Origin of the sequence: Halolamina sp. C58 (genome assembly GCF_051195095.1) — an archaeon.
Lineage (GTDB): Archaea > Halobacteriota > Halobacteria > Halobacteriales > Haloferacaceae > Halolamina.
Window position 1 is genome coordinate 1,210,465 of record NZ_JBNTJY010000001.1, and the last position, 25,257, is coordinate 1,235,721.

Annotated in this window: 35 protein-coding genes; 12 read left to right on the top strand and 23 right to left on the bottom strand. The window is 70.2% G+C overall.

Going from position 1 to position 25,257, the window contains the following annotated elements:
- The first annotated feature begins 36 nt into the window (after positions 1-36).
- Positions 37-618, top strand: a complete 582-nt coding sequence (locus tag ACQUSM_RS06410; protein ID WP_435116880.1) for a hypothetical protein — start codon at positions 37-39, stop codon at positions 616-618.
- On the top strand, positions 615-1,442 hold the full coding sequence (locus ACQUSM_RS06415; RefSeq protein WP_435116882.1) for an RNA methyltransferase: 828 nt from the start codon (positions 615-617) through the stop codon (positions 1,440-1,442). Before ACQUSM_RS06410 ends, ACQUSM_RS06415 begins: the two co-directional genes overlap by 4 nt.
- A 15-nt stretch (positions 1,443-1,457) precedes the next feature.
- On the opposite strand, the gene ACQUSM_RS06420 is transcribed toward ACQUSM_RS06415, so the two are convergent.
- Together ACQUSM_RS06420 and ACQUSM_RS06425 are read right to left on the bottom strand one after the other, a co-directional pair.
- Positions 1,458-1,892: a MaoC family dehydratase gene (locus ACQUSM_RS06420; protein WP_435116884.1), complete on the bottom strand. Its 435-nt coding sequence runs from the start codon at positions 1,890-1,892 to the stop codon at positions 1,458-1,460.
- Positions 1,893-1,935: 43 nt separating this feature from the next.
- Positions 1,936-2,865, bottom strand: a complete 930-nt coding sequence (locus ACQUSM_RS06425) for a DMT family transporter (protein ID WP_435116886.1) — start codon at positions 2,863-2,865, stop codon at positions 1,936-1,938.
- Positions 2,866-3,060: 195 nt separating this feature from the next.
- On the opposite strand from ACQUSM_RS06425, the gene ACQUSM_RS06430 reads away from it, so the two are divergent.
- Positions 3,061-3,546: an Lrp/AsnC family transcriptional regulator gene (locus ACQUSM_RS06430; RefSeq protein ID WP_435116888.1), complete on the top strand. Its 486-nt coding sequence runs from the start codon at positions 3,061-3,063 to the stop codon at positions 3,544-3,546.
- Positions 3,547-3,567: 21 nt separating this feature from the next.
- Here ACQUSM_RS06430 and gatE read toward each other — a convergent pair whose 3' ends face one another.
- From gatE to ACQUSM_RS06480, 10 genes are all read right to left on the bottom strand, one after another.
- The gene (gene gatE / locus ACQUSM_RS06435) at positions 3,568-5,442 is read right to left on the bottom strand and encodes a Glu-tRNA(Gln) amidotransferase subunit GatE (RefSeq protein ID WP_435116890.1); all 1,875 of its coding nucleotides are present in this window, start codon (positions 5,440-5,442) and stop codon (positions 3,568-3,570) included.
- Positions 5,443-5,497: 55 nt separating this feature from the next.
- Positions 5,498-5,890: a hypothetical protein gene (locus ACQUSM_RS06440; protein WP_435116892.1), complete on the bottom strand. Its 393-nt coding sequence runs from the start codon at positions 5,888-5,890 to the stop codon at positions 5,498-5,500.
- Between the two features lie 72 nt (positions 5,891-5,962).
- On the bottom strand, positions 5,963-7,375 hold the full coding sequence (locus ACQUSM_RS06445; protein WP_435116894.1) for a class II fumarate hydratase: 1,413 nt from the start codon (positions 7,373-7,375) through the stop codon (positions 5,963-5,965).
- Positions 7,376-7,425: 50 nt separating this feature from the next.
- On the bottom strand, positions 7,426-7,788 hold the full coding sequence (locus ACQUSM_RS06450) for a hypothetical protein (RefSeq protein WP_435116896.1): 363 nt from the start codon (positions 7,786-7,788) through the stop codon (positions 7,426-7,428).
- A gap of 37 nt (positions 7,789-7,825) precedes the next feature.
- Entirely contained in the window at positions 7,826-8,104 is a 279-nt protein-coding gene (locus tag ACQUSM_RS06455) for a BolA family protein (protein ID WP_435116898.1), read from the bottom strand.
- Between the two features lie 91 nt (positions 8,105-8,195).
- Positions 8,196-8,783: a DUF7504 family protein gene (locus tag ACQUSM_RS06460; RefSeq protein WP_435116900.1), complete on the bottom strand. Its 588-nt coding sequence runs from the start codon at positions 8,781-8,783 to the stop codon at positions 8,196-8,198.
- Positions 8,780-9,127, bottom strand: a complete 348-nt coding sequence (locus ACQUSM_RS06465; RefSeq protein ID WP_435116902.1) for a hypothetical protein — start codon at positions 9,125-9,127, stop codon at positions 8,780-8,782. The genes ACQUSM_RS06460 and ACQUSM_RS06465 overlap by 4 nt, the downstream gene beginning before the upstream one ends.
- The gene (locus ACQUSM_RS06470; RefSeq protein WP_435116904.1) at positions 9,124-9,408 is read right to left on the bottom strand and encodes a hypothetical protein; all 285 of its coding nucleotides are present in this window, start codon (positions 9,406-9,408) and stop codon (positions 9,124-9,126) included. The genes ACQUSM_RS06465 and ACQUSM_RS06470 overlap by 4 nt, the downstream gene beginning before the upstream one ends.
- A gap of 124 nt (positions 9,409-9,532) precedes the next feature.
- Entirely contained in the window at positions 9,533-10,513 is a 981-nt protein-coding gene (fen, locus tag ACQUSM_RS06475; protein WP_435116906.1) for a flap endonuclease-1, read from the bottom strand.
- Between the two features lie 48 nt (positions 10,514-10,561).
- A complete protein-coding gene (locus tag ACQUSM_RS06480) occupies positions 10,562-11,197 on the bottom strand; it encodes a GNAT family N-acetyltransferase (RefSeq protein ID WP_435116908.1) in 636 nt (211 codons plus the stop codon).
- A 77-nt stretch (positions 11,198-11,274) separates the two neighbouring features.
- Between ACQUSM_RS06480 and ACQUSM_RS06485 the strand changes: the two genes are divergently transcribed.
- From ACQUSM_RS06485 to dnaG, 6 genes are all read left to right on the top strand, one after another.
- Positions 11,275-11,865, top strand: a complete 591-nt coding sequence (locus ACQUSM_RS06485; protein WP_435116910.1) for a class I SAM-dependent methyltransferase — start codon at positions 11,275-11,277, stop codon at positions 11,863-11,865.
- A gap of 45 nt (positions 11,866-11,910) precedes the next feature.
- Positions 11,911-12,315 carry a DUF3054 domain-containing protein gene (locus ACQUSM_RS06490; protein WP_435116912.1) on the top strand — a complete coding sequence of 135 codons (405 nt, stop codon included), beginning with the start codon at positions 11,911-11,913 and terminating at the stop codon, positions 12,313-12,315.
- 193 nt (positions 12,316-12,508) lie between these two features.
- Positions 12,509-12,739, top strand: coding sequence for a hypothetical protein (locus ACQUSM_RS06495; protein WP_435116914.1), 231 nt, complete (start codon positions 12,509-12,511; stop codon positions 12,737-12,739).
- A 57-nt stretch (positions 12,740-12,796) separates the two neighbouring features.
- The gene (locus ACQUSM_RS06500; RefSeq protein WP_435116916.1) at positions 12,797-13,795 is read left to right on the top strand and encodes an ornithine cyclodeaminase family protein; all 999 of its coding nucleotides are present in this window, start codon (positions 12,797-12,799) and stop codon (positions 13,793-13,795) included.
- A gap of 37 nt (positions 13,796-13,832) precedes the next feature.
- Positions 13,833-14,240 (top strand): hypothetical protein, encoded by a 408-nt coding sequence (locus ACQUSM_RS06505; protein ID WP_435116918.1) that lies wholly within the window; start codon positions 13,833-13,835, stop codon positions 14,238-14,240.
- A 132-nt stretch (positions 14,241-14,372) separates the two neighbouring features.
- Complete coding sequence (dnaG, locus tag ACQUSM_RS06510; RefSeq protein WP_435116921.1) at positions 14,373-15,761, top strand: DNA primase DnaG; 1,389 nt, start codon at positions 14,373-14,375, stop codon at positions 15,759-15,761.
- 6 nt (positions 15,762-15,767) lie between these two features.
- Here dnaG and ACQUSM_RS06515 read toward each other — a convergent pair whose 3' ends face one another.
- The 3 genes from ACQUSM_RS06515 to ACQUSM_RS06525 are packed head-to-tail and all read right to left on the bottom strand — an operon-like array spanning position 15,768 to position 18,055.
- Positions 15,768-16,241, bottom strand: a complete 474-nt coding sequence (locus ACQUSM_RS06515) for a hypothetical protein (RefSeq protein ID WP_435116923.1) — start codon at positions 16,239-16,241, stop codon at positions 15,768-15,770.
- 57 nt (positions 16,242-16,298) lie between these two features.
- Positions 16,299-16,703, bottom strand: coding sequence for a GNAT family N-acetyltransferase (locus ACQUSM_RS06520; RefSeq protein WP_435116925.1), 405 nt, complete (start codon positions 16,701-16,703; stop codon positions 16,299-16,301).
- A complete protein-coding gene (locus ACQUSM_RS06525) occupies positions 16,700-18,055 on the bottom strand; it encodes a DUF92 domain-containing protein (protein WP_435116927.1) in 1,356 nt (451 codons plus the stop codon). Before ACQUSM_RS06525 ends, ACQUSM_RS06520 begins: the two co-directional genes overlap by 4 nt.
- A gap of 132 nt (positions 18,056-18,187) precedes the next feature.
- On the opposite strand from ACQUSM_RS06525, the gene ACQUSM_RS06530 reads away from it, so the two are divergent.
- The gene (locus ACQUSM_RS06530; RefSeq protein WP_435116929.1) at positions 18,188-18,796 is read left to right on the top strand and encodes an undecaprenyl diphosphate synthase family protein; all 609 of its coding nucleotides are present in this window, start codon (positions 18,188-18,190) and stop codon (positions 18,794-18,796) included.
- A gap of 73 nt (positions 18,797-18,869) precedes the next feature.
- On the opposite strand, the gene uppS is transcribed toward ACQUSM_RS06530, so the two are convergent.
- Positions 18,870-19,799: a polyprenyl diphosphate synthase gene (gene uppS, locus ACQUSM_RS06535; RefSeq protein ID WP_435116931.1), complete on the bottom strand. Its 930-nt coding sequence runs from the start codon at positions 19,797-19,799 to the stop codon at positions 18,870-18,872.
- A 136-nt stretch (positions 19,800-19,935) separates the two neighbouring features.
- Here uppS and ACQUSM_RS06540 point away from each other — a divergent pair, with 136 nt between their 5' ends.
- The gene (locus ACQUSM_RS06540) at positions 19,936-20,271 is read left to right on the top strand and encodes an FUN14 domain-containing protein (RefSeq protein WP_435116933.1); all 336 of its coding nucleotides are present in this window, start codon (positions 19,936-19,938) and stop codon (positions 20,269-20,271) included.
- An 18-nt stretch (positions 20,272-20,289) separates the two neighbouring features.
- On the opposite strand, the gene ACQUSM_RS06545 is transcribed toward ACQUSM_RS06540, so the two are convergent.
- The 4 genes from ACQUSM_RS06545 to ACQUSM_RS06560 all read right to left on the bottom strand — a co-directional run bounded on the left by ACQUSM_RS06545 (position 20,290) and on the right by ACQUSM_RS06560 (position 22,826).
- Positions 20,290-21,015: a ribosome assembly factor SBDS gene (locus tag ACQUSM_RS06545; RefSeq protein ID WP_435116935.1), complete on the bottom strand. Its 726-nt coding sequence runs from the start codon at positions 21,013-21,015 to the stop codon at positions 20,290-20,292.
- 44 nt (positions 21,016-21,059) lie between these two features.
- The gene (locus ACQUSM_RS06550) at positions 21,060-21,806 is read right to left on the bottom strand and encodes a DUF2797 domain-containing protein (protein WP_435116937.1); all 747 of its coding nucleotides are present in this window, start codon (positions 21,804-21,806) and stop codon (positions 21,060-21,062) included.
- A 127-nt stretch (positions 21,807-21,933) separates the two neighbouring features.
- A complete protein-coding gene (locus tag ACQUSM_RS06555) occupies positions 21,934-22,119 on the bottom strand; it encodes a hypothetical protein (protein WP_435116939.1) in 186 nt (61 codons plus the stop codon).
- Positions 22,120-22,193: 74 nt separating this feature from the next.
- The gene (locus tag ACQUSM_RS06560; protein WP_435116941.1) at positions 22,194-22,826 is read right to left on the bottom strand and encodes a rubrerythrin family protein; all 633 of its coding nucleotides are present in this window, start codon (positions 22,824-22,826) and stop codon (positions 22,194-22,196) included.
- An 80-nt stretch (positions 22,827-22,906) separates the two neighbouring features.
- Here ACQUSM_RS06560 and ACQUSM_RS06565 point away from each other — a divergent pair, with 80 nt between their 5' ends.
- Entirely contained in the window at positions 22,907-24,064 is a 1,158-nt protein-coding gene (locus ACQUSM_RS06565) for an MBL fold metallo-hydrolase (RefSeq protein ID WP_435116943.1), read from the top strand.
- Positions 24,065-24,088: 24 nt separating this feature from the next.
- Here the strand turns inward: ACQUSM_RS06565 and ACQUSM_RS06570 are convergent, their stop codons facing one another.
- Genes ACQUSM_RS06570 through ACQUSM_RS06580 form a run of 3 tightly spaced genes read right to left on the bottom strand, consistent with a single transcriptional unit; the run spans position 24,089 to position 25,242 of the window.
- Positions 24,089-24,424: a 2Fe-2S iron-sulfur cluster-binding protein gene (locus ACQUSM_RS06570; RefSeq protein WP_435116945.1), complete on the bottom strand. Its 336-nt coding sequence runs from the start codon at positions 24,422-24,424 to the stop codon at positions 24,089-24,091.
- 47 nt (positions 24,425-24,471) lie between these two features.
- Entirely contained in the window at positions 24,472-24,912 is a 441-nt protein-coding gene (locus tag ACQUSM_RS06575; RefSeq protein WP_435116947.1) for a universal stress protein, read from the bottom strand.
- Between the two features lie 42 nt (positions 24,913-24,954).
- Positions 24,955-25,242, bottom strand: coding sequence for a hypothetical protein (locus ACQUSM_RS06580; protein ID WP_435116949.1), 288 nt, complete (start codon positions 25,240-25,242; stop codon positions 24,955-24,957).
- Positions 25,243-25,257 lie beyond the last annotated feature (15 nt).

Here is a 25,257-nt window from a genome sequence, read left to right on the forward strand (position 1 = left end):
GCGCCCTTTTTGGCCGCCAAGCGGGAACCACTGGTAATGGCGAAAGTGAGCGTCGGCCTTCGCGGATGGCGGTTCGACGAGGACGAGGTGTTCACCGACGACGGGAACTGGGCGCCGCTGGACGAGATGCCCGACGACGCCCGGAACCGGCTCCTGCGTCTCGGCCTGTTGATGGACCAGCCCTGCGACGCCTGCTACCTCGAACACGGCGAGGCGGAGAAACGACGGGCCAACCCCGCGGCCATCGTCTACGGCGAGCCCGGGGACGAGGTGCTGCTGTGTAACGAACACGAGGCGGACTTCCTCTACTGGTTCCGCGAGGAGGGCGGGAGCGAGCTCGCCGGCGAGGAGACGTTCCGCGACGAGTTCCACGAGTGGTTCGTCGCCGGCAACCGCGCGCCCGAGGGGTACGGCCCCGACGAGCACGTCGAGGAGTCGCCGGGCGAGCTGCCGAACCTCCCCACCCCCGAGGAGGCCCAGCGTCGGCTGGAGCAGTCCGTCGAGTTCGAGGAGAAGCGCTACGACCTGCGAGCGCCCGAGAGCGACGACGAGGCGGCGGGCGAAGAGCTCGACGTCTCCGACCTCGACTTGGACACCGACTACCCCGGGAGCGGATGAGCGAGGGAGCGCCGTCGGACGACGGGGCGGGGAGCGCCGACAGCGAGGGCGCCGCACCCGACATCTCGGTCTGTATCGTCGACGCCCAGACGCCCGGCAACGTCGGCACGATCGCCCGGGCGATGAAGAACTTCGGCGTCGAGGACCTGCTGTTGATCGACCCGCCCGAGATCGAGCCCGACGGCGAGGCGTACGGGTTCGCGGGTCACGCCCGACAGGACGTGCTCCCCGGCGCCGAGGAGATCACGTTCGACGAGCTCTGTGCGAACTACCACACGGTCGGCTTCACCGCGATCACGGGCGAGGACAGCCGCAAGCACGTCCGGTTCCCCTACAGCACGCCCGCGGATCTCGTCGAGGAGCTCCGCGGCGTCGACGCCCCCGTCGCGCTCGTGTTCGGTCGCGAGGACAAGGGGCTCTCGAACGAGGAGCTCGAACGGCTGGATCAGGTCGCCTCGATCCCCGCGAGCGAGGCGTACCCCGTGATGAACCTCGGCCAGTCGGCGACGGTCACGCTGTACGAACTCCGAAAGCTCACGCTCGACGACGGCACCCAACTGCCCGACACCGAGCCCCACCGCGCGGGCCCCGAAGAGATCGAGCGGCTGCACGACTACTGGGACGAGTTCCTGACCGCGATGGGCCACCGCGAGCACAAACACGAGAAGACCGAGCGGATGTTCCGGCGGCTGCTGGGCCGGGTGAAGCCGACCGACCGCGAGGTCACGACGCTGCTGGGCGTGCTCCGGCGCGCAACCGACCAGCTCGAAGAACGGAAGGAGCTGCTCGACGAACTCGACGAGGAAGACCAACTGCGGCGCTGAGGCGGCGTTCGAGCGTCACCGCCGGGCGTACATCACCTCGCTGGTCATCGAGAGCACCAACTCGTCGTTCTCGGTTACCGTCTCCGACCGAACGCGGGCGGTGCCGCGGTCCGCAGAATCGACCGTCTTCTCGAGTATTTCGGTTCGGACCGATAGTGAGTCGCCCGGCCGGACCGGTCGCGGGAAACGCAGTTCCTCGACGCCGCGCGCGCCCATCGCCGCGCTGTCGTCGAAGTGGCCGTCGACGAGCAGCCGCATCGTCATCGCGCAGGTGTGCCAGCCCGAGGCGATGAGCCCGCCGTAGATCGTCTCGGCCGCCTCCTCCGGATCGGTGTGGAACGGCTGCGGGTCGTACTGCCCGGCGAACTCGACTATCTCCTCTTCGGTCACGTCGTAGGTGCCGAACTCGTCGGTTTCGCCGACGGTCAGGTCTTCGAAGTAGGTGGTCACAGCGGCCGTTCAGCCGGCGTGGTGTTGGCCCTTCCGGCGTCGCTCAGTCGGCGTAGTGGACTTCGACGCTGCCGTTGTCCGAGAGGTCGCTGTACACGACGCCCTCCGAGCGGAGCCCGAGTCGCTCCAGCGGGTCGTCGACGGTCGCGAGCGCGAACCCGGCAGCGACGAGCAGGAACCCCGTCGCAGTCGTCGTCGTGGGCGCGCGGCCGAGCACCGCCCACGCGGCCATCGCCGCGGTCACGGGCTCGAGGTAAGCGACGTAGTTCACCCGGACCGGCCCGATCCGCGAGAGCAGATCGAAGTAGATCAGGTAGCCGACGACGGCGGCACCGAACACCAGGTAGAGGAACGGCAGCGCCGAGTCGCCGCTGACGACGCCGGTCGGGAACCGTTCGCCGCGGAGGACGGCGCCGCCGACGAGCATCGTCGAGCCGACGAGCATCGCCCAGCCCTGCATCGACGCCGCCGGGAGCCCCGAGTCCAGCGCGCGCAGCCCGACCGAGCCCGTCGCGAACAGCGCGACGCCGACGAACACCAGCGCGACGCCCGAGAGCGGGACCGAGCTCCCGCCGGGGTTCGCGATCACGACGACGCCCGCGAGGCCGAACAGGAGGCCGAGACCGTCGACCACGCCGGGGGACTCGTCGGCCAGCAGCGCGCCGGCGGCGACGGTGGTGAGCACCGGCGAGAGGCTGACGATCACCGAGGAGATCGAGCCGGAGATCACCGCCGTCCCGAGGTACAGCAGCCCGTGGTAGCCGGCGACGACGAAGCTGCCGACCAGCGCGATCGAGAGCCACTCCGAGCGGTCTTTCGGTCGGAACCGCCCGGTCGCGGCGGCGACGCCGGAGATCACTGCCCCGGCGAGCAGATATCGCAGCCCCGCGAACCACAGCGGCGGCACCGAGCCGAGCCCCATCTCGATGGCGACGAACGAGCCGCCCCAGATCGACGCGAGGGAAACGAACAACAGAGCGGCCAAAAGTTGGCCGCGACTCCAGCGAATCGCATTCATATTCGTATTTGTGACGAATCGACTGCCCTACTTATGCCTGTCTCTACCGGCGGTGGTGTTTTTAGAATTCGATTCAGAAAACTGGGTTTCGATTGGTCTTCTCGATCACTTTCCCCCAAACCCTTTGCTCTCCGGTCTCGAACGGGGCGTATGGACGAGCGCGACGTGCGCCTGCTGAAGGCGATCTCCGACCTCGGCACCGGCAGCCCCGAACGGCTCCACGAGGAGACGGGAATCCCCGTCTCGACGATCCACTACCGGCTGAACAACCTCCGGGAGGACGGCGTGATCGAGAACGACCTCTACGACCTGAACCTCGACGAGCTGGGGCTCGGCGTCACGGTCGTCATCGAGGTGTTGGCGGACTACAGCGGCTCCCACGAACAGCTGAGCGAACGGCTACTCGCGATCGAGGGCGTGACGGAGGCGTACTTCACGATGGGCGAGACGGACTTCGTCGTCGTCGCGCGCCTGCCCGACAGCGACGACGTGGAGCGACTGATTCGGGCGTTCGAGGACGTCGAGGAGGTCGACCGCACCGACTCGACGTTCGTGATCAAGTCGCTCCGGGACGGGCAGCGACCGCTGGAGAGCTACTCGCTCGACACGCTGGTCGAGATGCTCGCCGACGAGTAGTCGCGGCGGCGAAGCGCCGCCTCAGGCCCGTTTCTGGATCTCCTCGCGCAGCACCTCGCTCACGAGGTCGCCGCCGGCTTGCCCGCGCAGCGCGCCCATGGCCTCGCCCATGAGGCCGGAGAACGCGCCCATCCCCTCCTCTTCGACCTGCTCAGCGTTGCGCTCGACGACCTCTCGGACCGCCTCGCGCACTTCGTCCTCGCTCACGCCGCCGACGCCCTCCTCCTCCATGGCCTCTTCGGGCGTGAGTTCGGGGTCAGCGGCGAGCGCGGTGAGCACGGGGTTGACGCCCTCCTTCGGGAGATCGCCCTCCTCGACGAGCAGCAGCGTTTCGAGCAGCGCGTCGTCGCGGATGCTCTCCACGTCGACGCCGTCGCGGCTGAGTTCGGTGAGCGTCGACTCAAGCGTGGAGGCGGCGAAGGTGGGGTCGACGCCTTCCGCGACGGCTTCCTCGAACAGCACCATCCGGCGGCCGAACGCGACCTGCTCCGCGAGCCCCTCGTCCAGCCCGAGCTCGTCGGCGTAGCGCTCCACGCGCTCGGTCAGGAGTTCGGGCGTCTCGATCTCGCTGGGGTCCGGTTCCACGGGCGGCACGTCGGTCTCGGGGTACATCCGCGCCGCACCCGGGAGGGGCCGGAGGTAGCGCGTCGTCCCGTCGTCGTTCGCGCCGCGGGTCTCCTCGGGCACGCCCTCGATGGCGGTCCGGGCACGGTCCGCGGCGGCCTCGATCGCCTGTCCGGCCACCTCGCTGTCGGCGGCGACCAGCGCCACGGCGTCGTCCTCGCCGGCGTCGACGGCGGCCTTCAGCTCCGCGACCTCCGCCTCGGTGACGCCGTAGGCGGGCAGTTCGTCGGTGTGGAAGATGCCCCCGGCCCCGGCGCGCTTGGCGTGGTCGGAGAGCTCGGTCCCGAGGCGTCGGTCGGGCTGGATCTCCCGGCCGACCAGCCCGTCGAAGCCGTACAGCGGCACGGCGAGCACCTCGCCGCCGGAGTCGAGCGCGCCGCGGATCACGCCCGAGTCGGTGTCGTCGAACACCTCGGCCACGTCGGTGACCTCGCCCACCGCGGCCCCGCGGGACTCCAGTTCGTCGCGGATTTCGAGCAGTTCGACCTGTCTGTCGACCTCGTTGGCGACGATGTCGCGGATGTCGCCCAGCGCCTGCACGCCCTTGATCTCGACGCGGGCGCCGTCGGCGATGGAGACGTTCACGTCCTGCCGGATCGTGCCGAGCCCGCGCTTCACCGAGCCGGTCGAACGCAGGAGCATCCCGATGTGCTCGGCGGCTTCGTGTGCCTGCTCGGGCGAACTGATGTCCGGCGCGGTGCCGATCTCCACGAGCGGGATGCCGAGGCGGTCAAGCGAGTAGCGAACGCCCGCCTCGGTCTCCTCGACGCGCTGGGCGGACTCCTCCTCCAGCATCACGTCGGTGATGCCCACCGACCCCTCGTCGGTCTCTATCTCGCCGTTCTGGGCCAACAGCAAAGAGCGCTGGAAGCCGGAGGTGTTCGAGCCGTCGATGACGAGCTTGCGCATCACGTGGGCCTGATCGACCACGTCGGCGTCGAGCAGGTCCGCGATGCTCATCGCGACCGAGAGCGCCTCCTCGTCGATCCGTGCGGGCGGCTCGTCGTCCTCCTCGACCAGACAGGTGGTGTCGTACGCGAGGTACTCGAACGTGCGGTCGACGCGGCTCTCCTCCATCGCCGCCTCGTCGAGCTCGCCGAGCTCGCTCCGGGTCGGGTGGAGCTCGCGGGTGATCGTGTGGGTCGCTTCCTCGGGCTCGCGGAGTTCGGTCGGCGAGTCGCAGAACAGCTTCGTCTCGGTGTCGAGCTGTTGGTGGATCTCCAGACCGGCCACGAGGCCGAGTTCCTCGTAGTCGCGGGCGTCGTCGCTCATAGGTCGTCTGGGGAGCGGAGGGGGTAAAAATGGTCGCAGTTGGGCGTGGCTCGCGCTACCCGGATCGGAGTCGCCGGCCGCCGAAGCCGACGAGCGCGAGGCCGAGCAGGGTCACGGGGATCGCGGGGACTCCCGTGATCCAGCAGCCGTCGCCGTGGGCCGTGAGGACCCTGTACGACTCGCCCTCGTAGCCGACGGTGTAGGGGAGATCGAGGTCGTCGTCGACGGTGACGTGGCCGTCGGTATCGAGCGCCCGCAAGAACGCATTCTGCTGGCGCTCGGAGAGGGAGTCGAACGGGACGGGCTCGTCCCCGGAGCCGGCCGTGGTCGGTTCGACCGAGACCATCTCCGTGGTCGAACAGACGAACGCCCCCCAGAGGAAGTAGCCGCCGACGGCGGCGAGGACGACGCCGACGGCGACGAACAGCAGGGACCAGTGTTTCTTCACGTCGTCCGACACCACCGGTCGCAGTAAGTGTCTTCTCCCCGGTGAAGGAAACAGCGCCTCGCTCTCGACGCCTCAGTCCTCGTCGCCCAGAATCCCGCGGTGGGTCATCTTCTCCGGATCCAGCACGTCCTCGGCTTCCGTCTCGGTCAGGTAGCCCTCGGAGACGGCGACCTCCTTCACGGACTTCCCCTCCGCGAGCGCTTTCTTCGCGACCTTCGACGCCTTGTCGTAGCCGATCGCGGGGTTGAGCGCCGTCGCCAGCGCCATCGAGCGCTCGACCTGTGCCTCGCAGTGTTCCTCGTTCGCTTCCAGCTTCGCGACGAACTTCTCGGCGAACGTCTCGGCGCTGTTGCTCAGCAGTTCCGCGGACTCGAGGAAGTTGTGCGCGATCACCGGCTTGTAGAGGTTCAGGTCGATCTGCCCCTCCGCGGCGCCGGCGGAGACGGCGGCGTCGTTACCCACGACCTGCTTGTGGACTTGATTCACCGCCTCGGCGACGACGGGGTTGATCTTGCCGGGCATGATCGAGCTCCCGGGCTGGTTCTCGGGCTGCTCGATCTCGCCGAGCCCGTTCCGCGGGCCCGAGGCGAGCAGGCGCAGGTCGTTCGCGATCTTGTTCAGGCTGCCCGCGACCACCCGCAGCGCGCCGTGGGCCTCGCTCATGGCGTCGTGGGCGGCCTGCGCCTCGAAGTGGTCGTCGGCCTCGCGGAAGCCGAGGCCGGTCTCCTCGCTGATGTACTCCGCGGCGAGCTCGGGGAACTCGGGGTCGGTGTTGAGTCCGGTCCCGACCGCGGTGCCGCCCAGCGCTAGCTCCGCCAGTCGCGGGCGGACGCTCTCCAGTCGGTCCAGCCCCTTCTCGACCTGCGTGCGGTAGCCGCCGAACTCCTGCCCGAGCCGGACGGGCGTGGCGTCCTGCAGGTGGGTGCGGCCGGTCTTGACCACGCCGTCGAACTCGTCTTCCTTCGCTTCGAGTTCGTCGGCGAGGCTTTCCAGCGCGGGAGTGAGGTCCTTCTCGACGGCTTCCAGTGCGGCGACGTGCATCGCCGTCGGGATCACGTCGTTGGAGGACTGCCCGAAGTTCACGTCGTCGTTGGGGTGGACCACGCGGTCGCCGACCTCGGCGCCGAGGATCTCGGCGGCGCGGTTGGCGATCACCTCGTTGGCGTTCATGTTCGAGGAGGTGCCCGAACCGGTCTGGAACACGTCGACGGGGAACTGGTCGTCGTGCTCGCCGGCGATCACCTCGTCGGCGGCGGCGACGATCGCGTCGGCGGTCTCGTCGTCGAGGTGGCCCAGGTCACGGTTGGCCTGCGCGGCCGCCTTCTTCACGACGCCGAGCGCGCGGACGAACCGCCGGCCGAACACGCTGTCGGAGATGGGGAAGTTCTGGATCGCGCGCTGGGTCTGGGCGCCCCAGTAGGCGTCCGCGGGCACCTGCACTTCGCCGAGGCTGTCCGCTTCGGTTCGGTAGTCCTCTTCGCTCATGCCCGGCCGATCGGCCGGTACGGCGTAAAAGCCTCCGATGTCGGCGTCGCCTACGCGTTCCGGGTCCCGGCCAACTCTTGGAGGAACAGCTCCGCCGCCGCGACGGCGGCGACGGCGAACAGCCCGAGCAGGTGGCTCATCATCGCCGTGAAGGCGTCGACGCTCCCGCCGGCGCGCCAGTACGCCGCCGCGAGCAGGAGCGCGACGACGCCGAAGAAAGCGGCCGCCGGCCAGCGCAGCCCGTGCTCGTCGGCCAGCCGGACGGTGCCGCCAGCCGAGAGCGCGAACACGAACAGCGCGCCCGCGGCGATCAGCGTCGTCAGCGCCTCGACGACCGTCAGGAGCAAGATGCCCGCGTACGCGAGGCTCGCGACGGATAGCGTCGTGCGGTTCCAGCTCGACGGGGCGGCCATGGTCCGTCGACGGCGGCGGGCGTGAAAAGTGCTCCCGCTACTCCTCGTCGGCGGCCTGCTTCGCCTCGTACTCCTCGGGGGTGTACGTCTCGATCTCCAGCGCGTGGACGCTGTCGGTCATCTCGTCGCCGACGGCGTCGTACACCATCTGGTGCTGGTCGACCAGCGTCTCCCCCTCGAACGCGGGGGAGACGACGACCGCCGCGAAGTGGGCGTCCTGGTGGTTCCGATCGTGGTGGGCGCGCGGGAGGTCGACTGTCGCCTCCGCGTCGGGGATCTCGGCCTCGATCGTCGCTTCGAGTTCGTCCGTGTCCATACGCTACCCCCGGTCGTGCGCGGTGAAAAGGCAGTCGGTGATGGCCGTCTGGGCGGGAGGCGGGCCGTCGTCGCGACCGACTGGCCCGGAGTTAGCGCTCGACGACCGTCCCGACGAGCTGGCCGAGCGTCGCGAGCGTCCGCGACTCGACGGCGCTGCGGTCGACCGTGACCGCGCCCGTCACGTCGCGCTCCCGCGCCTGCCGGGTGAGGCGGTCCAGCAGCCGGACGACCCGTTCGGCGTCGGCGTACATCAGCAACACCTGCACGTTGTCGATCAGCACCCAGCCCTCGCCGGGTTCGACGTGGCGCATCGCCTCGCAGTAGCGCATCGACAGCCCGGTCAGGTCCGCGGGCGAGACGGCCTCGGTCGTCCAGAGCGGCCCGTCGTAGCGCACCGGCGAGCCGTTGAGCGGGATCAGGCCGCAGTTCCCCACGGGAACGCCGCGGTCCCGGAGCGCGGACTCGACCCGGGCGGGTGACCAAGGCGAGACGACGAGGAGGTTCTCGAAGCCGCGCTCGGGCAGCTCCGTCAGCCCGGTGCTCATCGACGGAACCGTCACCAGCGCCTGCCGGCCGGACGCCTCGGGGAGCGTCGCCGTATCGCCCGGCATCTCGTTCGCCGGCTGGTCCTGTCCGACTTCGGGCCCGAGCAGCATCGACCGGCTGCCGAAGCTCACTGCTTCCCACCCCCGTCGAACCGACCGTCGAACGCCGCCGGCTCCGGCTCGTCGTCGGGTATCGGCACGGTCAGGAACGGCCGCGCGAACGACGCGGTGCCGACGAGGGCGGCGAGCGACGCCAGCAGCACGAGTACCGACACGCGGAGGCTTCCGCCGAACAGGAGCACGTCGACGGCCGCCGCCGTCAGCAGGACGAACGCGGTCGCGAGCCCGAGGAACCCGGCCGTGTGGGCCACGTTACTGGAGTAACGAACGACGGGATAGACGAGCAGCGCGCTCGTGATCGAGAGCGTCAACGCGTCGAGCAGCGCGAGCAGCCCGACCGGCGTGGCCACGGTCATACCCGGCGCCACCCCGCGAGCAGGACCACGCCCTCGACGGCGGCCACGAACGCCGCGAGGACGGCAGCGCTTGCGACGACCGCGCGGTAGCGAAGCGGCACCGCAGCACCGAGCGCGCCGGGGATCGCGGCAGCGAGGAAGCCGCCGAACGCGACCGGCAGCGGCCGGAGCACGTCGCCGAACGGGGCGTTCCAGTACCCCCGAACGGCGACCAGCGAGAAGACGAACGAGCCGAGCAGCGCGAGGGTGGTCCCGACGGTGAGCGCGCGCTCGAGTAGCACACCAGTTTCTACTACCGTTTCCTGATAAGTCTATCGTCAGCTACACGACGACCACCGGACTGGGACGGTGTTGTTCTCGATAGGGGAAATGTCGAGAAGAAACGATTTCGTAGTCTCGCGGCGTCTACGTCCAGTCGTCGAGGCCGGTCTGGACGAGCGACTCCTCGATGCGTTCGAAGCCGCGTTCGACCTCGCCGGCGTCGACCCCCCACGTCTCGGTGACGTAGCGCTTCGCGGCGTCGATGTCCGGATCCACGTCGAGATCGAGCTCGTACTCGTCGGTGACCGGCGGGTCGAAAAAGAGCTCCCGAACGCGGTCGGCGTTCTCGACGTACACGTCCTCGGCGTCCATCACGCCCCAGATGTCGCCGTGTTCCTTCACCGCTTTCACGGCCGTCTTGGGGCCGTAGCCGCTGACCCCCTCGTTGAAGTCCGTCCCCATCAGCAGCGCCACGTCGACGAGCTGTTCGTAGGTGATCTCGTGTTTCTCGAGGGTCTTCTGGAGGTCCATCAGCTCCGGATCCCCTTTCGAGGTGAGCTGTCTGAGCGTCAGCGGCGAGCCGAACGTCATCGTGTCGTAGTCCTCGCTGCCGGCGTAGTCCACGTCGCCGGCGGCGGCCATGTGGGCACACTGGGCCTCCCCCTCTGCTGGCGCCTCCATGTACGGCACGTCGAGGCGGTCGAACAGCCCCCGGGTCGTCTCGTGGATGGTGTCCGTCAGGCGTTGGGTCCGGGCGTCGAGTCTGGCGGCCTCGACGGCTTCGCCGGCCTCTTCGGCCGCCTGTCGGCGCTGTTCGGCTTGCTCGCGCTGCTCCCGCCGGCGCTCGACCTCGTCGCTCTTGAGGTCGGTGACGCCGCCGTCGAACACGAACACCGGCGTCACGTCGGCCTCGAAGAACTTCGGCAGCCCCTGCACGACGCCGACGAGGTTCGCGACCTCCTCGCCGTCGTCGGTCGTGTACACCGAGTCGGCGGTGAACTTCACCGTCGTCGTGAGGTAGCGGTAGAGCCAGTTGTGCGCGTCGACGGCGACGACGCTCCCCGACAGCGAGTCGAAGGAGACGTCCTCGATGGCCGCCACGTCGCGGAGATCCGCGTTGCCCATGGGCGGGGTAGCCGACGCGCGGGCTTGAAGGTGGAGGATCGCGGCCGGTCAGGGCTCCGGCGCCGGCTCCTCCGGCGCCGAGACGAGCGGGGGTGCATCGTCGCCCTCGTGGCGGTCGAGGAACGCGTGTTCGTCGTCGCTCAGGTCGCGGTCCTCGTCGGTCCGGAACGTGTCCAGTCCGCACTGGTACGTCGCGGCGTCGCGCTGCCCCGGGCGTTCGAGCACCAGTTCGGCGAGGCCGGTCTCCCGGCCGGTGAACACGAAGCCAGCCTTGTACAGCGCGTGGTACGCGAAGGGGTTGTTGACCGCGATCCGGCAGCGGCGGTACCCCCGCTGCTCGGCGCGCTCGGCGACGAAGGCGGCGAGTCGGGCGCCGATCCCCTCCCCGCGTCGGTCGTGGCGGGTGGTGATGTACCGGATCCACAGCACGCCCGGATCGGTGCGGTCCTCGTTGAACGCGGCGGCGGCGACGATGTCGCGCTCGAAGGGATCGCTCTCGCTTCCGGGCTCGTGGCGCTCGACGTCGGCGTCGACGCTGCGCGGCTCGGCGCGCGGGCCGCCCGGGTCGCGGGCGACGGCCTTGCCCGTGTTGCTCATCACGAACTTCCCCGCGTAGCTGAACTCCCGGAAGTCCAGACGGAGCGTCGGCCCCGCGGCCGGCCAGCCCAGCAGCGCGAACTCCATACCCGATCGAAACGGCTGGATCCTTATGAGCGTTCGCCGTCGCCGGGTTGATCCCCACGGGCGTCCATCTCACGGGTATGACCGGCTGGCTGGGCCGCGGCGACGTGCGCTTTTTCGACCGCGTCGCGCGGCTCTACGACGTGGCGATGCCGCCCTCGCGCACCGACTGGGCGACCGAGGCGTTCGCGTTCGCGGAGCGCCCGGTCGAGCGCGTGCTGGACCTCGCGGGCGGCACGGGCCGTGTCGCGGCAGCGCTCACCTCCGAGTACGATCCCGTCGTCGCCGACGTGTCCGCGGGCATGCTCGATCGCGCGCGAGGGCGCGGGCTCCCGACCGTCCGTGCGGACGCCGGACGACTACCGCTCCGGGACGACGGCGTCGACGCCGCAGTGGTCGTGGACGCCTACCACCACCTGCCCGACCGTGAGGCCGCGATCCGGGAAGCAGCGCGCGTCGTCGCGCCCGGCGGCGTCGTGGTCATCCGGGACTTCGACCCGACGACGCTGCCGGGGCGGGCGATCATGGTGGGCGAGTCGCTGTTCGGGATGGACTCCCAGTTCGTCGCCGTCGACGCGGCGGCGCGGGACCTGACGCGTGCCGGGCTGCAGTCACGCGTGCTCGATCGCGGGACCGTCTACACGGTCGCCGGGCGCGTCCCGCGCGAGTGAGTCCAGAGCGAAGGAGTCAGTACGGAGGGGGCGAAACCGGGGGGCATGAGCGAGTCGTTCCTCTCGAAACGGGTGGACGGGTCGGCCGCGCCGCTGGCGGTCGGCGACGTGATCGCGATCGTCGCGGTGATCGCGATAGGCATGCGCTACGGACACAGCACCCTGACGGGGCCGGTCGCGTTGCTCGAAACCGCGGCACCGTTCCTCGTCGGCTGGGCTGTCGCGAGCGTCCTCGTCGGCGCGTACTCCGCCGGCGCGGCCGAGTCGGCGAAGGCCGCGGTGCCGCTGGCGGTCCGCTCGTGGGTGCCGGCGGCGGTGATCGGCGTGTTCCTCCGGGGGCTGCTCCAGACCAACCTCGATCAGGGGCTGCTGATCTTCCTCGCCGTGATGCTGGTCACCGGCGGCGTCGCGCTGGCTGGCTGGCGCTGGGTCGCGTTCAAGCTCCGCTGACGGCGCCGCTTTTCTCCGGGTTTCTGCCGACGATCTCCCGACCAGCGAGTCGCTCCGCCGATTCATAAGTTATAGAAATCCACCGAGATGGTTCCACAGGATTTCGGAAAACAGTATCAGTGACCACGGTTCTGATTATGTATTAGCTACGGGAAACAGTTAATACGGATAACGTCAAACGGCCTCGTGGAGTATGACTGGCTACTACGACTACGTACTCGCCCTGATTCCGGGTGTGTTGGTCGGAGTGACGGCAGCGCTCTCGCTCCTCGGGGTCCCCTTGCGTGGGGCGCTGTTCCTCGGGGCCGGGGCGTCGACGGTCGTAGTCGCCCACGCCCTGTTCGTCCGGAGCCCGGTGGTCGACGAGCGGTCGGGGTCGGACGCTCCCCCGCGCTCGGAGCCCCCGGGGACGAACGCCGACTGAGTCTCCGGTCGTCGCGCGGCAAGTACTGTTTAGGCGCTCGCCCCCGACCGTCGGCGTATGACCGAGACGCTGTTCCTGCGAAGCGACGACGTCGACGGGCTCGCCGACCCCGCGGAGTACGTCGACGCGGTCCGTGAGGGGTACCGTCAGCGCGGCGAGGGCGCCGCCGCCGAGCCGCGCACCAAGCTCGGCAGCGGCGACCCGCCGGGGATGCTCACGAGCTACGGCGCGATACTGCCCGACACGGGCGCGATGGGCGGCTACATGTACAGCGCCGGCTTCGGCGCCGAGGACGCGTGGTTCACGACGCCGCTGTTCGACGCCGAGTCGGGCGAGCCGCTGGCGGTGCTCGACGGCGCGTCGATGAACCCGTTCAAGACCGGCGCGACGGGGGCGGTAGGCGTCGACGCGCTCGCCCGCGAGAACGCCGACAGCGTCGCCGTCATCGGCGCCGGCGCGCAGGCCCGCGGGCAGCTCCGCTGTACCGCCGAAGTCAGAGATCTGGAGACGGTCTGGGTGTTCTCCCCGACGAAGGAGTCCCGCGAGGCGTTCGCGGGCGAGATGAACGAGCGCCTCGACGCTTCCGTCGCCGCGGTCGCCTCCTCCGCCGCGGCCGTCGAGGACGCCGACGTGGTGATCACCGCGACCACCGCGTCCGAGCCGGTGTTCGACGGCGACGACCTCGAACCCGGCACCCACGTCACCGCGATGGGGCAGTACGACCCCGAGAAACGCGAGCTCGACACGACGACGATCGAGCGGGCGAAATACGTGCCGGACCTCCGCGATCGGGCGACGACGGACGCCGGGTCGTTCCTCCACGCGCTGGATGAGGGAGTCGTCGATGAGGAGCACATCCACGCCGAACTCGGCGAGGTCGTCGCCGGCGAGGCCGAAGGGCGGACCGACGACGAGGAGATCACGGTGTTCGACTCCGGCGGCACCGGGATCGAGACGGTCGCCGGCGCGTACCTGCTGTACGAGAAGGCTGTCGAGCAGGGGCTCGGGGAGACGATCGAGTTCTCGCCCGCGAGTCAGGCGCTGACGGGGGAGTAGGCCGAAAGGCTTTGAGGTTCTTGGCCGACTACCCGCCGTGTTCGATTGGCTCTTCCCGAACTGGACGCCGGCGTGGGCTGTGGCCGCACTGGTGGCTCTCCGACTACTCGCCAACCTCGGACTGACCGGGGCCGTCCGGGCGGCGGCCGACGACGCCGAGACGGTCAGTGCCGCGGTGCTGACGTTCACGTCGACGGTCCTCACGGTCGCAGTGTTCAGGGGTGCTCTGGGCCAGACCGCGAGCTACGTCGAGTTCGTCGTCCAGCTATCGCTCCTCGGTATCGCCGCAGTGGCGGTCGCTCGTGGTGACGGCCGGCACACCTTCACCCTCTTCGGCCGACCGACCGGCACTGCCCGCAGCGTCGCCGCAGTCGCCGCCGTCCTCGCGCTGTCGCTGCTGTTGGTGTCGATACCGCTGTACGGCGAAGCGACGGTGGCGCCGTAGGTCGTCACCGTTGGAGCCACGCGACCGCCGGCCGCCCCGCACGACGACAGCTATATCCTCCCGTGACGCCTGTTTTCCGACGGACGGAGCGACCGTCTCACATCACCATTCAGCCCGGATCGGGCACTCACTATGCAAGACACAGCGAAATACCTCATCCACGCGAAGCTATCGGCGGACGGTGTCATCGAGAGAAGCGACGTCGTCGGCGCGGTGTTCGGGCAGACCGAAGGGCTGCTCGGCGACGAGATGGACCTGCGCGACCTGCAGGACTCCTCGAAAGTCGGCCGCATCGACGTGAGCGTCGAGACCGAGGGCGGCCAGTCGTTCGGCGACGTGACGATCGCCTCCTCGCTCGACAAAGTCGAGACCGCGATCCTCGCGGCGTCGCTCGAGACCATCTCCCGGGTCGGTCCCTGTCAGGCCCGGATCGAGGTGACCGACATCGAGGACATCCGCGCCGCCAAGCGCCGCATCGTCGTCCAGCGCGCCAAGGAACTGCTCGCGAACTCCTTCGAGGAGAGCGTCCTCACCAGCGACGAGCTCCACGAGGAGGTCCGCGAGTCGGTCCGCGCCGGCGAGATGGCCGAGTACGCGGGCTACCCGGCCGGCCCGAACGTCGCCGACGGCGACGCGGTCGTCGTCGTCGAGGGGCGGGCCGACGTCTCCCGCCTGCTCGAATTCGGCGTCAAGAACGCCGTCGCGGTCGAGGGGACCAACGTCCCCGAGGAGATCGCCGAGCTCACCACCGAGCGGACCACGACCGCCTTCCTCGACGGCGACCGCGGCGGCCAGCTGATCCTCCGCGAACTCGGACAGGTCGGCGACGTGGACTTCGTCGCGTTCGCGCCCGACGGCGAGTCCGTCGAGGAGCTCCCCCGCGGCGAACTGCTCGCCGCGCTCCGGGAGAAGACGCCGTACGAGGTGTACGAGCGAGCCCGGGAGGCCGGCGACGCAGAGTCGGCCCGCGAGGTCGCGACCGGCGGCACGGTCCGCGAGCCCGAGAACGCGGACGAGCCGCCGATCGTCGGCGGCGACGCGGTGTCGATCCGCGACGACGTGGTGGAGCACGACCAACCGGACGGCTCGGCCGACGCCGAGGGGTCGTCGAAGACGGCCGCGACCGACGGGGCGATCGCCGAGCAGTCGCTCGTCGAACAGGTCGATCACGCGGCGGAGACGGCGGAGGAGTCCGACGAACCGACGGAGGAGGCCGACGAGCCGGCGACTCCGACCCTGGGCGAGCACGTCCGCGAGGTCGTCGGCGAGAACGCCGGCACGGTCAGGCTGCTCGACGAGGAGCTTTCGACGCTGACCGAGGCCCCCGCGAATGACGCCTACGAGACCGTCGACGACGCCGAGGACGCCCACGCGCTGGTGCTCGACGGCGAGCTCGATCAGCGCGTCCTCGACGCCGCTGCCGATCGAAATCTCCAGCACGCGGTGGCGCGCTCGACCGGCGAGTTCGTCAAACAGCCCGCGACCCCGCACGTCCGGCCGGTCGAGGGCTTCCTCTCCTGATCGGCGCTACCGTTCGGGACAGTTCTGCAGGTGGGCGGCGATGTCGGGCACCGACGAGCCACAGAGGCTACACTCGAAGGGGTCGGTCTGTCGGCCCCCGCGGTCGGCGTAGTCAACCTCGTAGCCCGCCTCCGAGAGCACGTCGCTGACCACGTCGCGCTGGTCGTGGGACACCGACGCGCGGAGCCGGCGACGGATCGAGTCCGCCGGGAGCTGCTCGATCTGTTCCTCGTTCACCGCGAGCCACGCCTCGACGACGGTCGAGAGGTCGTGCTCCTCGCGGAGGTACGCGATCCCCGTCAGGCCGCCGGCGACGCCCGCCGTCGACCCGCCGCCGCCCGGGCCGCCCGAGATGTTGAGCGTCCCGACCAGCGTCCGCACGTTCGTCGTGAGATGCTGTACCGGCAGTTCCTCCCGCGGCGACGGTCCGTGTTCGGCGAGATAGCTGACGGCCTGCGAGTCGGACGGATCCTTCGCCATGGTTTCACACACCACTCGTGACTCCTCCCCTGTATACGTACGTGTCGTGGCAGCCCTTCAGTCGACGACTGTACGCAGCAGGTAGCCCGCCCCTTCGTCGTACGCGTCGGGCTCGACGGCGACGCGCTCGAACCCCAGTTCCTCGTACAGCGCCCGGGCGCCGTCGTTCTCGGCGGCGACCCGCAAGGTCACCTCGGTCCCGGCGTCGAGCCGGTCGAGCAGGGCGCGGAACAGCGCGCGGCCGCGGCCCGCCCGCCGGTAGTCGGGGTGGACGACAAGCTCGGCGGCGTAGGTCGGCTCGCCCGGAAACCACAGGAGATAGCCGACTACCGTTCCGTCCTCGGCCGCGACGAGCAGTTCGCCGCCGGCGACCGGGTCGAGCAGCTCCGGTGCCGGCTCGGGGAGGTACTGCTGGAGGCGGCGAACGGCCGGCCGGTCGTCGGGACGGCCCTCGCGGATCACAGGACGAACGCGAGCAGGACGCTCGCCAGCGCGCCCGACAGCGTCGCGAGGAGGTTCACCGTCTCGTTCTCAAGGCGGTCGCCCTCGACGGTGGCGCCGAGCAGGCTGTCGGCCGTCATGCCGACGACCCCGCCGGCAGTGACGAGCGCGATCACGACCGGCGGCGAGCGAGTGGCCCCGAGCACCGCCACCGCCAGCACGCCGACCAGCGCGGCGCCGACGACGCCCGCGAGTTCGCCCTGCCACGTGATCGCGCCGTCGGTGCCCGGCGGGACGCGCTCGCCGGTCGTGACCAGCCGCGGCGTGTCGAACAGGCCACCGATCTCGCTGGAGAGCGTGTCGCCGGTCGCCGTCGCGAGCGAGCCGGCGAACGCCAGCCGGAACAGGTCGGCGTCGACCGGGAGCTCGGGCGCGGCCGCGAAGCCGACGACGGCGACGAGGGCGATCCCGGCGTTGCCGAGCACGTTACCCAGCCCGCGGGCGCCCTCGTTCTCCTCGGCGACGCCGCGGTCGGCCTTCTCCTCGTAGCGGAACTTCGTCGAGAGCGACCCCACGCCGAAGAAGGTGAGCAGGAGGACGAACCAGCCCGGCCCGCCGAGGCCGATGGCGGCCAGACAGAGCAGCACGCCCGAGAGCATCCCCTCGACGGAGGCGGTGCCGGTCGCGTAGGTGACGCCGCCGAGGAACACCGCGACCGCCAGTGCGAGCCCCACGTCGAGGACGTGAACCGCGGGCGCGAGTCCACCGACGACGAGCATCGACGCGCCGACCGCGAACGTCACCGCGCCGGCGTCGCCGGGCGAGAGCATCGAGCGAGTGATCGCGGCCACCAGCGCCGCCGTCGCGGCGTGAAACGTGAACGTCGGCGCGGCCGCCATGAGGCCGGCGTCGACGCTCCCCGGGCTGCCCGGGACGGCCGCCAGCCCGACGACGGCCAGCTGGGCGAGCAGCGCGGCGACGAACGCAACGACGGTGAACGTCGAGACGACGAGGAACTGCTCCTCGAAGCGGTCCCGCACTGCCGTGGCGCCGAGGTTGCCGACGCCGACGGCGACGACGCTGGCGGCAAAGGCCGGCAGCGGCATGGTGTAGGTCGCGGCGACCGGCGGGGCTGCGAGGACGGCGAGGACGGCCGCCGACAGCGAGAACGCCGCGAGGCCGTACAGGCGGCCGGCCTGTCGGTCCCGCGGGCGGGCGAACAGCTCGAACAGCGGGCCGTCCTCGATCAGCAGCGCCGCGGCGCCGGCGACGGCGAGGAACGGCAGCGCCGTCGCCCGGCCGAGCAGCGGCGCTGCGAGCGCGAGCAGGGAGACCGCGGCGAAGCCCGCGTCACGCCTGAGCCTCCGGTTCACGTCGTCGGCTACCCCCGACGCCCACTTAACGGTCCCGACACCACGCCGGCCCCGACCGCGCCACTGTGGTGTGGTTCCGCGGCTGGAGCGCCCAGCGAAGGCTTTTCGAGCGCGCACCACCCAGAGGGAGTCGTGGGAGCGTACGACGCCTACCTCGCCCTCCGCCACCGCCTCGCCGACGCCGACGGGCCGGCCCACGTCGCGCTCGTACTGACCGAACGGGACCTGCTGGAGCAGGGCGCCTACGACACGCTCGAACGGACGCTGGAGTGGGCGTTCGACTACGGCGCCGAGCGGGTGACCGTCTCGGTGTCGGTGCTCGACGAGGCGGTCGTGCCGACGCTCGTCCGGGAGCTCCGCGGGATCGACGCCCCGCGAGCGGTCGCGGTCCGGGGCCCGGACGGCGCCGAGCGCGCCGACGCCCCGATCCGGATCAACGTCGGCCTCGGCGGCCGCGGGGAGTTCGCCCGGGCGGTCCGGGAGATGGCCGAGGACGTGGCCGCGGGCGAGCTCGACCCCGAGAACGTCGACGAGGAGACGGTGACCGACCACCTCGTGTTCCCGGAGGAGCCTGACCTGTTGATCAAGACCGGCGCCGAGCGGCTCTCGGACTTCCTGATCTGGCAGTCGACGTACTCCGAACTGTACTTCACCGACGTGAACTGGCGGGACTTCCGAAAACGGGACTACCTCCGGGCAGTACGAGAGTTCGAGGACCGCCAGCGACGCTTCGGGGAGTGATAGTCGGCCGACTCTGCTGCCCGCGTGCCGAGTCGGTCAGTCGTCCGACTCGCCTGACGGCGTGCCGAGTCGATCAGTCCGCCGACTCCGCGGCGCTGCCGTCGAGTTCGGCGTCGAGTTCGGGCGCCGCCGCGCCGGGCAGCTTCTCGCGGAGGCGGCCCGCGACGGTTCGGGCCTCCGCGAGCTCCGTCTCCGCGACCGCGCGCACGATCGCGGCCGCCCGCTCCCGGCGGGTGCGCTGCCACGAGCGCTCGCGGGACTGGTAGGTCCTGATCCCGCGCAGGAAGTCGGTCTTCGAGAACTCGGGCCAGTACGGCGCACAGAAGTACGCCGCAGCCTCGTTGCCGTTGGCGTGCCACGGGAGGAAGTTCGAGGTGCGCTCGTCGCCGCCGGTGCGGATGATCAGGTCCACGTCCCGGACTTCGCGGCCGTAGAGGCGGTCGTCGACGAGATCGGTGTCGATGTCGGCGGGGTCAAGCCCGCCGGCCTCCACGTCCGCCAGCACGTCCCGGGCGGCCCGGAGGAGTTCGTTCCGGCCGCCGTAGGCCAGCGCGACGTTGAGCCGGAACGAGTCGTAGTCGGCGGTGCGGTCCTCGGCGTAGCGGATCGCCTCCCGGACGCGATCGGGCAGGCGGTCGGTCTCGCCGATCGCGCGGATCGCCACCCCGTTCTCGTGGATGCGGTCGTTGTCGGCGATCGAGGTGAGCTTCTCTTCGAGCAGGTCGTAGAGGTGTTCCCGCTCCTCGGGGGGACGCTTGAAGTTCTCCGTCGAGAACGCGTACAGCGTGAGCTCCTTCACGCCGAGGTCCTGACACCACTCCAGCACCTGTTCGGTCGTTTCGGCGCCGGCACGGTGGCCCTCGGTGGCGTCGTCGCCCTGCTCCCGGGCGTAGCGGCGGTTCCCGTCCTGAATGATCGCGACGTGGGATGGGCCGCCGTCGCCCTCGCGGCGGAGCAGGCGCTGGTAGGCGCGGGCGACCTGCTCACGGAGCCACTGCTTCATGGGTGGCAGTGTGCCGGCGTCGGCCATGAGTCTTGTGACGTATCGAGACCCCGGCACGCGACCGACCGTGACCGCCGTGTCACGGTCGGCCTGTCGTCCCACAAACGACTTAACCCAGAGCGACGGAGTAGCGTCCATGGATCCCGTCGCGTTACAGCTCAACATCGACTTCCAGCAGCTCGGGGTGGAGGCCGGCTCCGGTGGCCTGATCGGCGCCTTGGTCGGCTTCGCGGCGAAGAAGGTCGCCAAGATCATCGCCGTGCTGATCGGCATCGAACTGGCGCTGTTCAAGTTTCTCGAGTCCCGCGAGATCATCTCCGTCGACTGGGACAAGCTCACCGCCGGCCTGATGGGCGCCGGACAGGACGCCGCCAGCGGAACGCCCCCGTCGTGGCTCGACACGATCCTCTCGACGGTGTCGGTCTCCGCGGGCTTCACCGCGGGGTTCTACCTCGGCTGGCGGCGGGCGTAAGATCGCATCGGCCGGGGCTCAGCGCGTCTTCAGGTCGTCTTTCTCCTTGACGATGCTCGTCTCCGCCTCGCCGCTGGTCTCCTCGTTGACCATGTCGTAGAAGTCGTTCTGCATCCCGGCGGGGAACGTGACGACGCCGATCCAGGAGCCGTCGGCCTGCCACTCCTCGCGTTCGAGGTCGCCGTACTGCCGGATCTTGGCCTGTGCGCTGCCCGCGTAGTCGGCGGGTACCTGAACCGCGACGGTGATCTCGTCGAAGCGGATGGGGATCACCGGCCGGAGCGCGTCGAGCGCGTCGTCGACCTGCGACTCGACGGGCTCCATGGGGTCGACGGAGAAGCCGGCTTCCTCCAGCGCCCGTTCGATGCGCTCCGGCGGGTGGGGCGCGTTGTCCATCTGGGGGTTGACCGCGTTCCGGGCGATCTTGTTCACCAGCGCGTTGTGCTTCTGCTCCTCCATCTCCTTGCGCTGCTCGGCGGTGATCTGGATCTCCCCGCGCTCGACGATCTCGGGGATGATCTCCAGCGGATCGGTCGTGCCGAACACCTCCTCTAAGTCCGCTTCGGCGGGGCGGTCCCCCCGCGAGGCGTTCTCGAACACGTCCTCCGCGGCGATCACGTCCTCCAGATCGCCCTCGAACTCGCCGCGTTTGATCTCGAGAGCGGCGTCGGGGTCGATGAGCACTTCGAAGCGCTCGCCGTGTGACTCGAGCCGGGCGGTGACGGCGTCGTCGAGCGGAATCATGCCCTACCGTTCCACGGCCGGGCCTATAAACCGTCGCCCTCCGGTCAGCCGAAGGCCCCGAGGCTCGACTGCATCTCGCGCTCGCTCGCCCCCTCGACGACCTCGTACCCGACCAGTTCGCGCAGATCGACGGCGTACGTGCTGCCGCCGCGATCGAGCAGCAGGATCCGCCCCTTCACGCCGCGAACCGTCCCGGTGGCCATCGTCTCGGCGACCGGGCGATCCGCGAGATCGAGGCCGTGGTCGAAGTCGAACGTCTCGATCGGGTCGAACTCCGCGAGCAGCCCCTGCCACGCGTCCTCGTCGACGGAGCGGTGGAGCCCGTCGATCTTCGTGGGCACGCGGACGCGATCCGGGATTCGCTCGGCGATGCCGGCCTCGATCCGCCGGGCGGCGCGGCCGTCGTCGACGGTCCGGATGTGGGCCGCGCGGTCGGCGCCCTGCTCCAGCAGCCGGGTTTCGAGGCGCCACTCGCGGGTGACGCCGACCTTGAACGTCTCCGGAGCGAACGCGGCGAGGTACACCGCGTGGTCCTCGAAGCAGTCCATCTCGTCTTTCAGACAGTCGCCGGTACAGCGCGCACAGACCCAGACGTGGCTGTGCTGGTCGCAGTACGGCGCGGCGTCGGCGTCGCAGGCGACGTGCTCGCCGTCGTCGACGACACCCGCGCAGTGACGGTCGCCGAGCGTGTAGGCGAGTTCGGTCCCGGGCGTCAGGTCGACGTACTCCACCCCAGCCTCGTCGGCCAGTAGCAGCCCTCCGTCGCCCGAGTCGTAGCCCACGAACTGCACACGCCGGCTTGGGTGTGGGTCCGCATATGGCTGTCCATCGCGGGGGACGGCCGGAGCGCGGCAGCGTCGCTCACCGGTCGCGAAAACTGGGAGAACGGCCGGCCGGCGGTCGACCGGCGGGCGGGGCTCAGCGCTCGGAGGCGTCCCGGACGTCCATCGAACGGCAGTCCGGACAGCGGACGCCGATCATGCGCGTCTTCGGGAGGTCGAACTCGGTGCCACACGACGCACACCGGTAGGTGAACACGTCGTCGTCACCGTCGGACCCCCCGGAGATCGCGTCCGAGATGGTGTTCAGGAGTCCCACGCTCATGGCTCTTCCCGCGGCATTTGTTCCGCGAGCCGTTTCAAGGTTGGGCCGGAGTCGTTCGACCGCGAACCGCCGACTCAGCAGACGGGCTTGGGATCGACGCCCATCCCCCGCAGCGCGTCGGCGTAGTCGTCGTACGCCACTTGGATCGTGTACTCCGCCACGTCACGGGCGTCGGTCCAGTCCGATTCGGACTCACACAGCGTCTCCAGTAGCTCCAGCCCGCGCTCGGTCCCCGATGCCGTCTCTCGGCGGAGTTCGCGGAACAGGTCCGCGCGGGCGTTGTCGGCCTCGTTGACGAAGAAGGAGACCACCTGTTGGTGGGTCCGATCCGCCACCAGCCCCCGCCCGACCATCCCCGCGGCCACGCGCAGCACCGCGCCCTCGCGCCCCCGGAGGTACTCGTGGAGCGCGCCGCCGTCGTTGGGTTCGTACTCGCCGTCCATCGCGTCGAGCACGCGCTCGCGGTGGTCGGCCTCCCGCTCGGCCACCGCAGCGAACGTCTCGCGGGCGAGGTCGTTCGGCTCGTCCTCGGCCCACGCCGTGAAGGTGGTGTGCGCGGCGTGTTCGGAGTCAGCGGCGGCTTCGAGCACGCGCCGGGGGGTGAGGTCGGCGTCCGTGAGCGCGACCAACAGCTTGTTCGAGCCGAGGCGGTTCAGCTGGGTCCGCTTCGCGTCGGTCACCTGCTCGCGGAACGTCGCGCCGTCCATACTCCCAGTTCGGCGGGCGCGAGGAAAGGTCTCCCGGCCCGGGCGCCGACGTTTTGCCCGCGCCCGCCGTATCGCGGCCCATGTCCGAGAAGGAGGCCGAGGCGCCGGCCGTCGACGCCGCCGAACTCGCCGCGTGGCAGCGCGAGGGGCGGGCGTTCACCGTGCTCGACGTGCGAAACCGCGACGAGTTCGAGGCCTGGCACGTCGACGCCGCCGAGGCGGTGCAGATCGCCCACCAGCAGTTCATCGCCGCGCGGGCGAAGGGGACGACGGAGGAGCTGATCCCGGACGGTCCCGAACCGATCCTCGTCGTCTGCGGCGTCGGCGAGGCCAGCGCCGAGGTCGCCGACCAGCTCCGCGAAACGGGCGTCGACGCCCGAAACCTCGCCGGCGGGATGGACGCGTGGGCCCGCGAGTACGAGGCGGTCGAACTCCTGTTCTCGGGCGGGACGCTGCTCCAGTACCAGCGCCCCTCTTCGGGCTGTCTGGGCTACCTGCTCGTCTCGGGCGACGAGGCGGCGGTGATCGACCCGCTCCGGGCGTTCGCCGACCGCTACGCCGAGGACGCGGCGGCTCACGGCGCCACGATCCAGTACGCGATCGACACGCACGTCCACGCCGACCACGTGAGCGGCGTCCGCGCCGTCGCCGCGGCGACCGGCGCCCGAGTGACGCTCCCGGCAGGGGCGAGCGAGCGCGGCGTCGGGTTCGAGCCGGACCGACTGCTCGCCGACGGGGAGACGCTATCGGTGGGCGACGCGGTGCTCGAAACGATCGAGCTGCCCGGCCACACGCCCGAGGGAGTAGGGTTCCGGATCGCGGACGAGGAGCACGGCGACGTGCTGCTCGCGGGCGACACGCTGTTTCTCGACGCCGTCGCGCGGCCGGATCTCGCCGTCGAGGGCGGGGCGGTCGAGGCGATGGCCCGAGCGCTCCACGGATCGCTGTCGAAACTGCTGAATCTGCCGGACGGGACGCGGGTGGCGCCGGGCCACGTCGCGAGCGCGACCAGCGCGGACGGGGCGGGTCGGTACGTCGCGACCGTCGGCGACCTCCGAGAGCGACACGGCCTGCTCTCGCTTCGGGAGGACGAGTTCGTCGAGAGAGTGACCGGATCGCTGCCCGAGCGACCGGCCAACGACGAGCAGATCATCCGGATCAACTCGGGGACGGAGACGGTCGACGACGAGACGGCGTTGGACCTCGAACTCGGGCCGAACAACTGCGCGGCAAGATAGAACTCGGCGGCCTGCTGTCGCAGTTCAGTCGTCGTCCGCTGCCGCGTCGGCGGCGGCTGCCTCGGCGTCCTCGATGCTCGGCGGGTAGCTCCCGCGGTCGAGTTTGAGGTCGGACTTGGGGCGGGCCATACACGTCAGCGCGTAGTTCTCGGCCTCCTCCTCGGTGAGCGCGCGCTGTTCGACGACGGTCTGTTCGACCTCGCCCTCGACGATCTCCGCGGAACAGGCCAGACACATTCCGACGCGACAGGAGTACTCCTGGGCGATCCCCTCCTCGATACAGACCTGCAGGATCGGCCGGGTCTCGGGAACCTCGATGGTCTCGCCGGTGCCGACGAACTCCACGGTGTGCTCGGTCATCCCCCGAGGCTGGGTGGGGAGTCGAGAAAAGCGTTTCCCGATCCGACCTACGCCTCGTCCTCGGCTTTGTGTCGGATCGTGAGCACGGGCACGTCCGAGGTGCGGACGACGCGCTCGGTGACGCTACCGAGCAGGAACCGCTCGACGCCGCTGCGGCCGTGAGTCCCCATCACGACCAGATCGATGTCCTCGCTGTCGGCGTAGTCGAGGATGCGGCGGTACGCGGTCCCGGAGACGACGTGGGTCTCCACCTCGACGCCCGCGGCCTCGGCGGCGTCGACGACCTCGGTGACCGCGCGCTGGCCCTCCTCCTCCAGCGCGTCGATCACCAGTTCGGAGCCGGACTCGATCGAGGAGAACGCGCTGGCGTCGACGACGTACAGCGCGTGGATGGTGGCGCCGTACGTCTCCGCCAGCGAGACGGCGTGGTCGATCGCGTCGGTCGCGGCGGGGCTTCCGTCGGTGGGAACGAGGATGTCGTCGTACATCTCGTCCCGAGTTCACGGGGGGAAGGGATTAGAAACCCCGGTTCAGTCGAGTGCCGTCCTGATCGCGGCCTCGCACGTCTGCATCCCCTCGTAGCGGGCGTTCGCGTCGTCGCCCAGCGCGACCGTCTCCGCGACGCGCCAGCCGTCCCGTTCGTAGACCAGCCCCTTCACCCAGTCGTCGGTCGCGAGCAGCAGCCCCACGATCGCCCCCTCGCCGGCGCCCTCGCTGTCGGCCACGTCGACCGCGATCTCGAGCGCGTCGGAGTGGTTCAACGAGGCGAGTTCGGCGTCGGTCAGCGGGCGGTCCGGGAGGGAGTCCAGCACGCTCATGGTCGACGGTCTGCC